The sequence below is a fragment of the Micromonospora sp. WMMA1976 genome, assembly GCF_027497335.1.
Taxonomy (GTDB): Bacteria; Actinomycetota; Actinomycetes; order Mycobacteriales; family Micromonosporaceae; genus Micromonospora; species Micromonospora aurantiaca.
This window is the reverse complement of record NZ_CP114912.1, coordinates 2355133-2368691: the sequence shown is the minus strand read 5'-3', so window position 1 is coordinate 2368691 and position 13559 is coordinate 2355133. Positions and strand designations below refer to the sequence as shown.

Sequence of the window (13559 nt, the reverse complement as noted above, 5' to 3'; positions counted from 1 at the left end):
GGACACCTCGGCGCACGCGACAGTATGCCGCCTCGTCAGCGACGTCCCTTCGGCGAACGGATGGCAGACTTTAACACCGCTTCTCGGCCGTTCACCAGGTCGAATACCGGACATTGCGGAAGGTCCGGTACGGGTACGAGTCCTTACCCGTTCTTTGTCGCCTATTCCGCCACAGGGGTGTGACTGGCGACGATGTGTCGCATTAGGTCGATGATTTCCGGCAGATGGTCGGTAAGGAAGAAATGCCCGCCGGGAAACACGTGCCACTGCGGCTCGGTGACGCATTCCCGCGCCCACCCCGCGGCCCGGCCCGGGTCCACGTGCTCGTCCCGGTCGCCGAGCAGCACGTGCACCGGCACCTCCAGCGGCGGCCCCTGGCGGTAGGCGTACCGCTCGGACAGCGCGAAGTCCGCCCGTACCCCGGGCAGGATCAGCTCCATCAGGTCGCGATCGGCCAGCAGCGCGGCCGGCGTGGCCCCGAAGTCGTGCAGCGCGTCGATCAGACCGGCGTCGTCGAGGTCGTGCACGCGCCGCCGTACCAGCCGGGTCTGCGGCGCCTCCGCGCCGCCGACCAGCATCGCCAGCGGCGCGGGCGCGCCCCGGCGGCGCAGCTCCCGGGTCACCTCGAACGCCACCAGCGCCCCCAGGCTGTGGCCGAACAGCAGGTACGGCCCGGACGCCCGCTCGGCGACGGCTGTGGCCAGCGCGTCCACCAGCTCCGCGAGGTCGCCCACGGGTGGCTCGTGCAGCCGGGCGCCCCGGCCCGGCATCAGCGCGACCTGCACCGACAGCTCCGGCGCGGCCAGGTCCCGCCACTGCGCGAAGGAGGCGGCGACGCCACCGGCGTACGGGAAGACGAACACCTGGGCGTCACCGGCCGTGGATCCGGCCGGCCCGAACCAGCGGCTCGCAGTCACCTGGGACATGGCCAGGAGCATAGGGCCGGAACACTCCCGGCTCGGCGAACGGGCCTGTGTGGACAGCCGGCCAGCTGGCACACTACCGGGATGCGGCGGGGGGTCTGGTCGGTGCTGGCGATGCTCGTCGCGGCCGGGCTCGGCGCGTCGGTCGCCTGGCTGCCGAACGCCACCGACCGGCAGCTCACCCTGCTGCAGTCGGTCCTCGCCGTCCTGGCGGCGGGCGGGCCGATCCTGGGCTGGCTGTGGCGGCGCAACCACCGGGGTGCACGCCGCCCCGGCCCCGCGGCGCAGCGGGCGGCCGACGAGCTGGCCGCCGCCGTCCTCGCGCAGTGGAGCCGCGCGGCGACCGAACGCGGGCTGTGGGCGCCGGTTCCGATCCGTATCCACTGGCGGTGGTCGGACCGGCCGGTCACCGGGCCGGTGGACGCCGCCGCGACCGAGGGCGACCTGGTCCGGTTCCCGCCCCTGCCGGCCGTCCCGCCGGTGCGGGCGGCCGACCTCGCCCACGGCGACCTGCACGACCTGTTCCGGGTGTACGCGGGCCTGGGCTCCGGCCGCCTCCTGCTGCTCGGCGGGCCCGGTGCGGGCAAGTCGGCAGCGGTCGTCCTGCTGCTGATCGACGCGCTGGAGCACCGGCAGCGCCTGCCGCAGCAGGAACGCGCACGGGTACCCGTGCCGGTGCTGCTGACCGTGTCCGGCTGGGATCCGCGCCGGCAACCGGTCGCCGACTGGCTGGCCGCCCGGCTGGCCGCCGATCACGATGTCCTCGGCGGGCTCGAACCGGCCCGCCGGCTCGTCACGGGCGGGCACGTGGCCCTCTTCCTGGACGGGCTGGACGAACTGCCGCCGGAGCTGCGACCGGTCGCCCTGCGCGCGCTCGACGTCCAGACCACGTTCCGGCTGGTGGTGACGACCCGCAGCCGCGAGCTGGTGGAGGCGGTGGCCGCCGCCCGGCACCTCTCCGGCGCCGCCGCCCTGGAGCTGGAGCCGCTGACCGGCGCGGACATCGCCGCGTACGTCACCAGGAGCCGGACCCAGCCGTTGCCGCCGGGGTGGCAACGGCTGGTGGACGAGGTGCGCGACCGGCCGGACGGTCCCGTCGCGCAGGCGCTGCGCAGCCCGCTGATGCTGAGCCTGTTCCGGGACACGGTGACCACCGACGACGATGCCGCGGAGCTGCTCGACCGCTACCACAGCCGGGAGGCGGTGGAGGACGCCCTGCTCGACCGGGTGCTCCCCGCGGCGTACGCCGTCCAGCCCGGCGTACCGGAGCCGCGCTACACGGCTGCGCAGGCGGCGCGCTGGCTCGGTCACCTCGCCCACCTGATGAACCGGGTGGGCAGCCGCGATCTGGTGTGGTGGCACCTGGCGTCGTTCACCTCCTGGGACCTGTACGCGGTCTCGACGGTGCTCGTCACCGGCCTCGGCGCCGGACTGAGCGCGGGGTTGCTCGCCGGCCCGGCGTTCGGCGTCCTGGCCGGGCTGGCGTTCGGGCTGGTGCTCACGTTCACCGCCAAGCTCTCCCGGGACGTGCTGATCGGCCGGCGTCCACTGCGGCTCCGCCGGATCAGGTGGAGCCGGGTGATCAGCCGTCAGCGGATGGAGAACGTGCTCGGCGCCGGGCTCACCGGTGCGTTGTTCCTGGGCTTCTTCGGGCTCCTCGTCGCCGCGTGCGCCGACGTCACAGGCATCGGGTCCGGCCGGGCCTTCCCGGTCTTCCTCGCCTTCACCGCGACCGGTTTCCTCGGTTGCCTCTCCCTGGGCGTGTACCTGGCGATGGCCGGGTCGGCGGACGAGGACGACCCGGTGTCGTCGCGGCTGTCCTGGCGGCGGGACCTGTGGTCCGCGGTGGGCGGCGGCCTCTGGCTCGGGTCCGTGCTCGGCGTCCTGGGTGGCCTGGTGGGGCGGCTCGCCGGATCGGCGGAAGGTGGCATCGCCTGTGGCATCGTCGGCGGCTTCCTGCTCGGCGTGACGTCCTCGCAGACCTGGCGCGCCCTGCTCGTCATGGTCGAGCTGCGCCGTACCGGGGTGGCGCCGCTGCGGCTGCTCCGATTCCTCGACGACGCGCACCGCCGGTCGGTGCTGCGCACGGTGGGGCCGGTCTACCAGTTCCGGCACGCCCGTCTCCAGGACCGCCTGGCGACCACCGCCGGTGCTACGGTGGACCGGAGTGATCCAGTGGCGATCAGGCAGGCAGGGAGACCAGACATGGCGGGTGACGACGACATCTCCGGGTGAGACCGGACATGTGACCGACCGCAGGCGAGCGCCGTGGTCGTTCCGTCGTACCCCGAGACCGTGTCCCCCGCCGGGCGGCTGAGGTCCGCCCGCCCTCATCGTCGAGGTCGTCTTCCCGATGTCCGATTCCTTCATCGTCTGCTCCAACCTGAGCTTCTCCTGGCCGGACGACACCCCGGTCTTCCAGAACCTCTCCTTCACCCTCGGCGGCGGCCGGACCGGTCTGGTCGCGCCGAACGGCGCCGGCAAGAGCACGCTGCTCAAGCTGATCGCCGGCGAGTACCGCCCGGCCGCCGGGTCGGTGACCGTCGACGGCGTGCTGGGCTACCTCCCGCAGAGCCTGCCGCTGGCCGCCGACCTGACAGTGGCCGAGGTCCTGGAGATCGCCCCGCTGATCGCGGCGCTGCACGCCATCGAGGCCGGCGACGCCGACGAGAAGCACTTCACCACGATCGGCGCCGACTGGGACATCGAGGAGCGCACCCGCGCGCAACTCGACCGGCTCGGCCTCGGCGACCTCGCCTTCGACAGGCGCCTGGGCACGCTCAGCGGCGGGCAGGTGGTCTCCCTCGGGCTGGCGGCGCAACTGCTCAAGCAGCCCGACGTGCTGCTGCTCGACGAACCCACGAACAACCTCGACCTGGGCGCCCGGCACCGGCTCTACGACGTGCTGGAACAGTGGCACGGCTGCCTGCTGCTGGTCAGTCACGACCGGGCGCTGCTGGACCGGATGGACCGCATCGCCGAACTCGATCGCGGTGAGATGCGCTTCCACGGCGGCGACTTCACCTCGTACGAGGCGGCCGTACGGGCCGCGCAGGAGGTGGCGGAGAAGAACGTCCGCAGCGCCGAACAGGACCTCAAGCGGGAGAAGCGGGAGTTGCAGGAGGCCCGCGAGCGGGCGGCCCGGCGAGCCGGCAACGCCTCCCGGAACCTGAAGAACGCGGGTCTGGCGAGGATCGTCGCCGGCGGCCTGAAGCGGGACGCGCAGGTGGCAGCGGGCAAGGCGAACGAGATGCACTCCGGGCGGGTCGACGACGCCCGGGCGCGCCTCGACGAGGCCGAGCGGGCGCTGCGCAACGAGAAGACGATCACGGTGGAGCTGCCCGCCACCACCGTCCCGGCCGGACGCACGCTGCTGAGCGCCGAAGGGGTGCAGGTCCGGCACGGCGAGCGGTCGCTGTTCGCCGCCGACGGGGTCGACCTGACGATCCGTGGTCCGGAACGGATCGCCCTGCTCGGCGACAACGGCGCGGGCAAGTCGACGCTGCTGCGGCTGATCGACGGCGACCTGGAGCCGGAGAGCGGCCGGATCACCCGCGCGGACGGCCGGATCGCGTACCTGTCGCAGCGGCTGGACCTGCTGGATCTGGACCGTACCGTGGCGGAGAACCTGGCCGCGTTCGCGCCGCAGGCCCCGGACGCGCAGCGGATGAACCTGCTCGCCCGCTTCCTGTTCCGCGGCCCGCGCGCGCACCTTCCGGTCGGTGTGCTCTCCGGCGGGGAGCGGCTGCGCGCCACACTCGCGTGCGTGCTGGGCGCCGAACCGGCCCCGCAGCTCCTGCTGCTCGACGAGCCGACGAACAACCTCGACCTGGTCAGCGTCGGCCAGTTGGAGAGCGCGCTGCACGCCTACCGGGGCGCGTTGCTGGTGGTCAGCCACGACGAGCGGTTCCTCGCCGCGATCGACGTGGGCCGCTGGCTGCGCCTGGCGGACGGACGCCTGGTGGAGACCGGTCCCCCGGACGCCGCCTGACCGGCCCGGTCAGACCGCCGGCAGGCGGACCACGAACCGGCACCCGCCGGTCACGTTGTGCGCGTGCACCCGCCCGCCGTGCGCCTCGACCAGTCCGCGCACGATCGCCAGACCCAGCCCGCCGCCGGCCGGCGCCGACTCGTCGGCGCCGGCCGGTGCGGGGGTACGGGCGCGGGTGCCCCGGAACGCCACGTCGAACACCCGGGGCAGGTCCGCCTCGGGAATGCCGCCGCAGGTGTCGGAGACGGCGAGCCACGCGTCGTCGTCGTCCCGCCCGGCGTCGATGCGCACAGTGCCGTCCGGTGGCGTGTACCGCACCGAGTTGACGAGCAGGTTCGTCACGACGCGGGCGAGTTCGGCCTCGGCGGCACGGACGGTCGGCCAGCCGGTCTCCGGGGCGAGCACCCGGACCCGCCGGTCGGCGGCCAGCGGCGCGGTGGCGGCGATCGCGTCGGAGACCACGTCGCCGAGCGGCACCGGGGACAGCGCGGGCCGCAGCGCTCCGGCGGTGATCCGGGACAGCTCGAACAGGTCGTCGACCAGGCGTGTCATCCGGTCCGTCTCGACCCGGATCCGGCGGTGGTACTCGGCCACCGCCGCCGGCTCCTCGACCACCCGGTCCTCCAGCGCCTCCGCCATCGCCCGCAGCCCGGCCAGCGGCGTACGCAGATCGTGGGAGACCCATGCGACAAGCTCGCGGCGGCCGGCCTCCAGCTGCCGCTCCCGCTGCCGGGCCTGGTCGGCCCAGACCGCCGCCTGGGCGAGGCGGCGGGCGAACGCCACCCCGACGGCCAGGCTGAGCGCCGCGGACGCCGCGACAGTGACGAGGACGACCTGGAGGTCGTGCGCGGACAGGAACATGGCCTGGGCGACGGCGGTGACGCCCGCCGTCACCGAGGCGATGGTGACCGCGAGCAGCACCGCGATGTGCGCGAGGATCGACCGGTGGCGCACCAGCCGCAACGCGCCGACGCCGAGCGCGCCGACGGCAGCGCCGGCGAGCAGGGCGTAGAGCCCGATGACCATCAGTTCGTTCACCGGGACGCCTCCGACGGCTCGTACCGGTAACCGACGCCCCACACGGTGACGATGCGGCGCGGCTGCGCCGGGTGGTCCTCGATCTTTTCCCGCAGCCGCCGGACGTGAACGGTGACTGTGGACTGGTCGCCGAACCGCCAGCCCCACACGCGGTCCAGCAGCTCGGCCCGTGACCAGGCGCGTCCCGGGTTCGCCAGCAGGAACGCGAGCAGGTCGAACTCCCGTACGGTCAGCGACAGCTGCTGCCCGCCGCGCTCCGCGACGCGGCGGCCGGTGTCCGCGGTGAGGTCGCCGTCGCGCAGCGTCCCTGCCGGTCCCCGGTCCTGCGGGGCCGCGCGCCGGAGCACCGACCTGATGCGCAGCACCAGTTCGCGCGGCGAGAACGGCTTGGTCACGTAGTCGTCCGCGCCGACCTCCAGCCCGGCGACCCGGTCGGCCTCGTCCCCGAGCGCGGTGAGCATGACGACCGGCAGGCCGGGCAGCCGGCGCCGCAGCCGCCGGCACACCTCGATGCCGTCGAGACCCGGCATCATCAGGTCGAGGACCACCAGGTCGGGCGGCTCCTCCTCGGCCGCGGCGAGCGCGTCCGGCCCGTCGAAGGACAGCCGGACCCGGCAACCGTCCTGCTCCAGATAGCGCCGGACGACGTCGCTCACCGTCCGGTCGTCGTCGACGACGAGCACGTAGCGCCCCATGCGCCAGACGCTACCCATCGGCGTCCCGGCGCGGCGGCCCGCGGTCGAGCCGTAAGCGGACGGAAAGATCTTTCCGCCGGGTCCGCGCCTACCGTCGGAGCATGGGCAGAAGACGTGTGGTGTTGTCGGTGCTCGCCGTCGCGGCCGTCACCGGCCTCGGGGTGAGCCTGTACCTGTTCCAGCCGTGGCGGCTGGTGACCGACCGCGAGGTACGCGAGGCGCTGCCCACCGTGGCGGAGCCGCAGCCGGCCGGCACGACCGGCTCACCGGCGGCCGGCCCGTCGCCGACCGGCGCACCGCCCGCCGACGTGGTGCTCGCCGCCGGTGACTTCGTCACCCACGAGCACGACACGTCCGGCCGGGCGCAGCTGGTCCGTCTCGCCGACGGCCGCCGTCAGCTGCTCCTGCGCGGACTGGACACCTCGGACGGGCCCGACCTGCGGGTGTGGCTCACCGACCGGAAGGTGCTGCCCGGCCGGGCCGGCTGGCAGGTGTTCGACGACGGCCGCTGGGTCGAGCTGGGCCGGCTCAAGGGCAACATCGGCGATCAGGCGTACGACATCCCGGCGTCGGTGGACCTGGACGGCCTGCGCAGCGTGTCGATCTGGTGCAAGCGGTTCGCGGTGTCGTTCGGCGCGGCGCCGCTTGCCGCTGTGACGGGATCGGCGCCGGCCTGACGCCTGTGCCGCCGGCCTCGGGCGCTGGGCTACGCTGCGGGAAGCGCTGGTTCACCCGGTCGGCGACGGCCGGGTGTCGTAAGAGGGAACCCGGTGGAAGTCCGGGACTGCCCCGCAGCGGTGAGTGGGAACGACAGCCGTCAACAGCACTGGGCCACGGCCTGGGAAGCGACGGCCGGTAGGCGACCTCGTGTCACGCCCGCGAGTCCGAAGACCTGCCCGCGTCGCGCGTACCACCGGTGCGCGCCGCCGTCGACCTCGCGGGTGGGTCGGGCGGGTGACACGTCGTACGCAGGGCCGTCGGCGTGTCCTCGACGTGCACACCCCGGCCGGTCGGCGGTCCGCTTCTGCGAGGACGGAACCGCACAGTGCCCGACACCATCACGCTCACCGGCCGACCACCGTCGGCCTCGCACCTGACCCTGTCGCAGATCATGGACCAGCACCACACCAACCTGATGGGCACGGTCCACGGCGGGCGCATCCTGAACCTGATCGACTCGGTCGCCGGTGTGGTCGCCGCCCGCCATTCCGACGGCCCGGCCGTCACCGCCGCCATCGACGAGACCGCGTTCCTGCGTGCGGTACGCGTCGGGGACGTGGTGCACGTGGACGCCCGGATCACCTGGGCCGGCCGCAGCTCGATGGAGGTGGCGGTGAAGGTCAGCGCGGACCGGTGGGACCGCGCGGTGCCGCCGGTGGACGTGGCGACCGCGCACCTGGTGATGGTGGCGGTCGACGACGACGGGCAGCCCCGGCCGGTGCCGCCGCTGCACGCCGAGACCGACGGTGACCGGCGGCGCTACCGGGAGGCGCAGATCCGGCGCGAGCACCGGCTGGCGCTGCGCCGGGCGCTGCTCGACGGCGCCGGGGAGGGCTGAGCGGTGCTCGGACTGTCGGCGGCCACGCTCGCCGGTTACCTGGCCGCGATCGTGGTGCTCATGCTCACCCCGGGGCCGGACATGATGTTCGTGCTCGCGAACGCCACCCGGTACGGCCCGCGGGCGGGCGCGGTGGCCGCGCTCGGGGTCGCCGCCGGGGAAGCGGTGCACGTCGCCGCCGTGGTGGCCGGGCTCGCCACGTTGATCGCCGCGTCCCCGGTGCTGTTCACCGCGATCCGGTGGGCCGGTGCGGCGTACCTCATCGTGCTGGGCCTGCGGGCGCTGCGCGGCACCGGCCGGCCCGGCGCCCCGGCGGACCGCCCGGACGGCGGCGCCGGGCGGGCGTTCCGGCGCGGGCTGCTGACGAACCTGCTCAACCCGAAGATGATCCTGTTCAGTGTGGCGTTCCTGCCGCAGTTCGTCCGGCCCGAGGCGGGCCCGGTGGCGGCGCAGCTGGTGCTGCTCGGGGCGCTGTTCGTCGCGGTGCAGCTCGCCGTGGACCTGGCGCTCGGCGTGGGCGCCGGCCGGTTCGCCGGGCGGTGGGGCGACAGCCGCTGGTCGCGGCGCGTCGACCGGCTCTGCGCTGTCGCCTTCGTCGCGCTCGGCGTCCGGCTGGCCGTCGGCTGACGTGCCGGGCGGCGCGGAGCCGGAGGGCCGGCCGCCCGGCTCAGCCGGCACGCGCTGCCGTCTCCCGGGATGCCGGCACGACCGGCGTCCCGGACGCGGGCGGCCGCTCGCGGTCCAGGTGCAGGCGCAGCAACACCCAGCCCAGCGACACGGCGCCGATGAACACGTACGCGGGCTGGGTGCCGAACGTGTCCCAGCAGGTGTGCAGCGTGACGGCGGCGGCGAAGGTGAGCAGGAATGCCGCCAGTCTCCGGCCGCCGGGCGCGGCGGCGAACGTGAACAGCGCGGCGGCGGTCAGCCCGGTCCAGGCCAGGTGCGCGGCGGGCGCGGTGAGACCGCGCACCAGCAGCGTCCGCTCGACCGCGCCGAGGTTGCCCTCCGACCCGACGAAGACGGCGAACGCGTACCCCACGGTCTCCAGCGCGGCGAACCCGGCGCCGGAGGCCACGCCGATCACCAGGCCCTGCGCCGGGGACGGGTGCCGCCGCCACAGCAGCAGGATGCCGGCCGGCACGATCAGCTTGGCGGTCTCCTCGGCCAGGCCGACGAGCGCCATCGGCAGGACGCCGAGGCGGTGCAGCGTGCCGTACTCCAGCCAGCCGGCGGCGACCACGCCGACCACGCCGCCGAGGAGCGCGGCGACGCCGACGACGGAGCCGGGGACCGGGCGGCGGGCCGGCCGTCCCTGGGCGAAGGCCAGGAACGTGGCGGGCGCGACGCACGCGCCGAGCACGATCAGCGCCGGTACGAACGTGACGGTCCCGGTGCCGGCCAGTGTCTCCAGCACCAGCAGGTGAAGCCCGACGCCGACGAACAGGACCGCCACCCACGCCCAGCGGCGCCCGGTATTCCCCATACGCCGAGTATCGCGCCCGCCGGGTCGCGCCGGAATCGGGGGTAGGCACTGTGGACAGTGAGATCATTCCGACACGCCGACACGACATCTGGTGTTGCACACAAGCCCTCACCGCCATATATGGTGGTGCCGCAGCTGGTTCGGCCGAGCCCTCCGGGGCGGGGCCGAGGCAAGAGGGAACCCGGTGGGAATCCGGGACTGCCCCGCAGCGGTGAGTGGGAACGACAGCCGTCAACAGCACTGGGCCACCGGCCTGGGAAGCGACGGCCGGTAGGCGACCGGCGACCCCGGTCGGGCCCGCGAGTCCGAAGACCTGCCAGCGCGCCGTACGCCTCCGCGTACGGCGGCCGGAGGTCGCGCGGGACGACCGACGCCAGCAGCCGGGCCGGCCGCGCCGTGCCCGTTGGCGTCTCCCGCCGTCTCCAGACGGTGACAGCGAGGAGAGGTCATGACTGTCGTGCAGGAGAGTCCCCCGTCCGCCACCGGCGGGTCCGAGGCCCGCCGGCCGGCGATGCGGGTACGCAAGCGGGACGGCGACACCGAGCCGGTGGACGTCGGCAAGATCGTCCGGGCGGTCGAGCGCTGGGTCGCCGACCTGGACGAGGTGGACCCGCTGCGGGTGGCCACCAAGACGATCAGCGGGCTCTACGACGGGGCGACGACCGCCGAGCTGGACCGGTTGTCGATCCAGACCGCGGCGGAGCTGATCGGCGAGGAGCCGCAGTACTCGAAGCTGGCAGCAAGGCTGCTGGCCGCGTACGTGGACAAGGAGGTCCGCGGTCAGGGCGTGGCGAGCTTCAGCCAGTCGATCGCGTACGCGCACGGGCTGGGCCTGATCGGCGACGAGACGGCCGCGTTCGTGGCCCGGCACGCCCGCAAGCTCGACGACGCCGTGGACCCGGACGCCGACAGGCGGTTCGAGTACTTCGGACTGCGCACGGTGGCCGACCGCTACCTGCTGCGGCACCCGCAGTCGCGGCTGGTGGTGGAGACGCCGCAGTACTGGCTGCTGCGGGTGGCCTGCGGGCTGTCCCGCACCCCCGGCGAGGCGGTCGGCTTCTACCGGCTGATGTCCAGCCTCGCGTACCTGCCCAGCTCCCCCACGCTGTTCAACTCCGGCACCCGGCACACCCAGATGTCGTCGTGCTTCCTGGTCGACTCGCCGCGCGACGAGCTGGACTCGATCTACGAGCGGTACCACCAGGTGGCGAAGCTGTCGAAGTTCTCCGGCGGCATCGGCATCGCCTGGTCGCGGGTGCGCGGCCGGGGCGCGCTGATCCGGGGCACGAACGGCCGGTCCAACGGCATCGTGCCGTTCCTCAAGACGCTCGACGCCGGGGTGGCAGCGGTCAACCAGGGCGGCCGGCGCAAGGGCGCGGCCTGCGTCTATCTGGAGCCGTGGCACCCGGACGTGGAGGAGTTCCTGGAACTGCGGGACAACACCGGCGAGGAGTCCCGGCGGACGCACAACCTCAACCTCGCCAACTGGATCCCGGACGAGTTCATGCGGCGGGTCGAGGCCGACGGCGAGTGGTCGCTCGTCGACCCGTCGGACGCCCCGGAGCTGCCCGACCTGTACGGCGAGGCGTTCGACGCCGCGTACCGGGCGGCCGAGAAGAACGCGGTGCGCACGGTGAAGGCCCGGGACCTGTACGGGCGGATGATGCGCACGCTCGCGCAGACCGGAAACGGCTGGATGACGTTCAAGGACGCCGCGAACCGGCTGTCCAACCAGACCGGTGAGCCGGGCAACGTGATCCACCTGTCCAACCTGTGCACGGAGATCCTGGAGGTCAACGACGACACCGAGACCGCGGTGTGCAACCTCGGCTCGGTGAACCTCGGCGCACACGTCAGCGCCGACGGGGTGGACTGGGAGCGGCTGCGCGCCACGGTACGCACCGCTGTGGTGTTCCTCGACCGGGTGATCGACATCAACTACTACCCGGCCGAGCAGGCGGCGGCGTCCAACCCGCGCTGGCGGCCGGTCGGGCTCGGGCTGATGGGCCTGCAGGACGCGTTCTTCACGCTGCGCCTGCCGTTCGACTCCGCCGAGGCGAAGGAACTGTCCACCCGGGTGCAGGAGGAGATCCTGCTGACCGCGCTGGAGACCTCCGCCGGGCTGGCCGAGCGGTTCGGGCCGCATCCGGCGTACCCGCAGACCCGGGCCGCGAAGGGTGACCTGCACCCGGACCTGTGGGGCGCGGAGCCGGCGCAGGCCGGACGGTGGGCGGCGCTGCGCGAGCGGATCGCCGCACACGGGCTGCGCAACTCGCTGCTGGTGGCGATCGCGCCGACCGCCACCATCGCCTCCATCGCCGGCTGCTACGAGTGCGTGGAGCCGCAGGTGTCCAACCTGTTCAAGCGCGAGACCATGTCCGGGGAGTTCCTCCAGGTCAACACGTACCTGGTGCGGGAGCTGAAGGCGCGCGGGCTGTGGACGCCGCAGGTCCGCGACCGGATCAAGCGGGCCGAGGGCTCGGTGCAGGACATCGCCGAGCTGCCCGCGCCGGTGCGGGAGCTGTTCCGCACCGCCTGGGAGCTGCCGCAGCGGGCGCTGATCGACCTGGCCGCCGCGCGGGCGCCGTTCGTCGACCAGTCCCAGTCGCTGAACCTGTTCCTGAGCGCGCCGACCATCGGCAAGTTGTCCTCGATGTACCTGTACGCCTGGAAGGCCGGGCTGAAGACCACCTACTACCTGCGTTCCCGTCCCGCCACCCGCATCCAGCAGGCCACCGTCGCGCCGGCGCTCGCCCCGGTCTCCGGCGTGGTCTCCTCCGTGAGCGACGACGAGGCGCTGGCCTGTTCCCTGGAGAACCCCGAGAGCTGCGAGGCATGCCAGTGACCACCACCGCACCGACCCGGCACATGCTGCTCGACCCCGGCATGGACCTGACCCTGCGACCGATGCGCTACCCGCGCTTCTTCGACCGGTTCAAGGACGCGATCAAGAACACCTGGACGGTCGAGGAGGTGGACCTGCACTCGGACCTCGCCGACCTGGCGAAGCTGTCCCCCGCCGAACGGCACCTGGTGTCGCGGCTGGTGGCGTTCTTCGCGACCGGCGACACCATCGTCGCCAACAACCTGGTGCTCAACCTCTACCAGCACGTCAACTCCCCCGAGGGCCGGCTCTACCTGTCCCGGCAGCTGTTCGAGGAGGCGGTGCACGTCCAGTTCTACCTGAACCTGCTGGACACGTACGTGCCGGACGAGAAGGAACGGTTCGCCGCGTTCGCGGCGGTGGAGAACATCCCGTCGATCGCCCGCAAGGCCGAGTTCTGCTTCCGGTGGATCGACTCCGTCTTCGAGCTGCGGGAACTGCGGACCCGGGCGGACCGGCGGGCGTTCCTGCTCAACCTGATCTGCTTCGCCGCGTGCATCGAGGGCCTGTTCTTCTACGGCGCGTTCGCCTACGTCTACTTCCTGCGCTCCCGGGGCCTGCTCAACGGGCTGGCCTCCGGCACCAACTGGGTGTTCCGGGACGAGTCGATGCACATGGCGTTCGCCTTCGACGTGGTGGAGACCGTACGCGCCGAGGAACCGGACCTGTTCGACGACGAGATGGAGAAGCAGGTGAAGGAGATGCTGGCCGAGGCGGTGGAGTGCGAGGTGAGCTTCGCCGACGACCTGCTCGGGCAGGGCGTGCCCGGGATGTCGCCGGCGGACATGCGCGAGTACCTCCAGCACGTGGCCGACCGGCGCCTCGCCGTGCTCGGCATCGCCCCGATGTACGGCAGCGGCAACCCGTTCACGTTCATGGAGTTGCAGGACGTGCAGGAGCTGTCCAACTTCTTCGAACGCCGGGTGTCGGCGTACCAGGTCGGGGTGACCGGGTCGGTCACCTTCGACGACGACTTCTGACCGCCGC

The 13559-nt window shown here is 73.3% G+C and carries 11 protein-coding genes and 2 riboswitches; of the genes, 7 read left to right on the top strand and 4 right to left on the bottom strand.

The features are described from left to right. Window positions 1-161: 161 nt before the first annotated feature. Complete coding sequence (locus O7546_RS11000; protein WP_269696705.1) at window positions 162-926, bottom strand: alpha/beta fold hydrolase; 765 nt, start codon at window positions 924-926, stop codon at window positions 162-164. Between the two features lie 81 nt (window positions 927-1007). Between O7546_RS11000 and O7546_RS10995 the strand changes: the two genes are divergently transcribed. Next, entirely contained in the window at window positions 1008-3158 is a 2151-nt protein-coding gene (locus O7546_RS10995) for a hypothetical protein (protein ID WP_281600867.1), read from the top strand. Window positions 3159-3276: 118 nt separating this feature from the next. Then, window positions 3277-4914, top strand: coding sequence for an ABC-F family ATP-binding cassette domain-containing protein (locus tag O7546_RS10990; RefSeq protein WP_281600866.1), 1638 nt, complete (start codon window positions 3277-3279; stop codon window positions 4912-4914). A 9-nt stretch (window positions 4915-4923) separates the two neighbouring features. On the opposite strand, the gene O7546_RS10985 is transcribed toward O7546_RS10990, so the two are convergent. Both O7546_RS10985 and O7546_RS10980 read right to left on the bottom strand, forming a co-directional pair. Continuing rightward, window positions 4924-5940 (bottom strand): ATP-binding protein, encoded by a 1017-nt coding sequence (locus O7546_RS10985; protein WP_194800130.1) that lies wholly within the window; start codon window positions 5938-5940, stop codon window positions 4924-4926. 8 nt (window positions 5941-5948) lie between these two features. Then, complete coding sequence (locus O7546_RS10980; RefSeq protein ID WP_269696702.1) at window positions 5949-6647, bottom strand: response regulator transcription factor; 699 nt, start codon at window positions 6645-6647, stop codon at window positions 5949-5951. A gap of 101 nt (window positions 6648-6748) precedes the next feature. Between O7546_RS10980 and O7546_RS10975 the strand changes: the two genes are divergently transcribed. From O7546_RS10975 to O7546_RS10965, 3 genes are all read left to right on the top strand, one after another. Further along, a complete protein-coding gene (locus O7546_RS10975; RefSeq protein WP_194799954.1) occupies window positions 6749-7324 on the top strand; it encodes a DM13 domain-containing protein in 576 nt (191 codons plus the stop codon). A gap of 30 nt (window positions 7325-7354) precedes the next feature. Next, window positions 7355-7562: riboswitch (cobalamin riboswitch) on the top strand. 130 nt (window positions 7563-7692) lie between these two features. Continuing rightward, window positions 7693-8205, top strand: coding sequence for an acyl-CoA thioesterase (locus O7546_RS10970; RefSeq protein ID WP_030268885.1), 513 nt, complete (start codon window positions 7693-7695; stop codon window positions 8203-8205). Window positions 8206-8208: 3 nt separating this feature from the next. Then, window positions 8209-8832, top strand: coding sequence for a LysE family translocator (locus tag O7546_RS10965; protein ID WP_194799953.1), 624 nt, complete (start codon window positions 8209-8211; stop codon window positions 8830-8832). Between the two features lie 40 nt (window positions 8833-8872). Here the strand turns inward: O7546_RS10965 and O7546_RS10960 are convergent, their stop codons facing one another. After that, a complete protein-coding gene (locus O7546_RS10960) occupies window positions 8873-9688 on the bottom strand; it encodes a PrsW family glutamic-type intramembrane protease (RefSeq protein WP_269696701.1) in 816 nt (271 codons plus the stop codon). Window positions 9689-9807: 119 nt separating this feature from the next. Continuing rightward, a riboswitch (cobalamin riboswitch) is annotated at window positions 9808-10024 on the top strand. Between the two features lie 175 nt (window positions 10025-10199). Between O7546_RS10960 and O7546_RS10955 the strand changes: the two genes are divergently transcribed. Both O7546_RS10955 and O7546_RS10950 read left to right on the top strand, forming a co-directional pair. Next, a complete protein-coding gene (locus O7546_RS10955; RefSeq protein ID WP_269698077.1) occupies window positions 10200-12533 on the top strand; it encodes a ribonucleoside-diphosphate reductase subunit alpha in 2334 nt (777 codons plus the stop codon). Then, a complete protein-coding gene (locus O7546_RS10950) occupies window positions 12524-13552 on the top strand; it encodes a ribonucleotide-diphosphate reductase subunit beta (RefSeq protein WP_194799950.1) in 1029 nt (342 codons plus the stop codon). Before O7546_RS10955 ends, O7546_RS10950 begins: the two co-directional genes overlap by 10 nt. The last annotated feature ends 7 nt before the right edge of the window (window positions 13553-13559 follow it).

Coding starts and splice junctions, on each gene's coding strand:
- O7546_RS11000 (WP_269696705.1), bottom strand. CDS start 926: ATGTCCCAGGTGACTGCGAGCCGCTGGTTCGGGCCGGCCGGATCCACG.
- O7546_RS10995 (WP_281600867.1), top strand. CDS start 1,008: ATGCGGCGGGGGGTCTGGTCGGTGCTGGCGATGCTCGTCGCGGCCGGG.
- O7546_RS10990 (WP_281600866.1), top strand. CDS start 3,277: ATGTCCGATTCCTTCATCGTCTGCTCCAACCTGAGCTTCTCCTGGCCG.
- O7546_RS10985 (WP_194800130.1), bottom strand. CDS start 5,940: ATGGTCATCGGGCTCTACGCCCTGCTCGCCGGCGCTGCCGTCGGCGCG.
- O7546_RS10980 (WP_269696702.1), bottom strand. CDS start 6,647: ATGGGGCGCTACGTGCTCGTCGTCGACGACGACCGGACGGTGAGCGAC.
- O7546_RS10975 (WP_194799954.1), top strand. CDS start 6,749: ATGGGCAGAAGACGTGTGGTGTTGTCGGTGCTCGCCGTCGCGGCCGTC.
- O7546_RS10960 (WP_269696701.1), bottom strand. CDS start 9,688: ATGGGGAATACCGGGCGCCGCTGGGCGTGGGTGGCGGTCCTGTTCGTC.
- O7546_RS10955 (WP_269698077.1), top strand. CDS start 10,200: ATGCGGGTACGCAAGCGGGACGGCGACACCGAGCCGGTGGACGTCGGC.
- O7546_RS10950 (WP_194799950.1), top strand. CDS start 12,524: ATGCCAGTGACCACCACCGCACCGACCCGGCACATGCTGCTCGACCCC.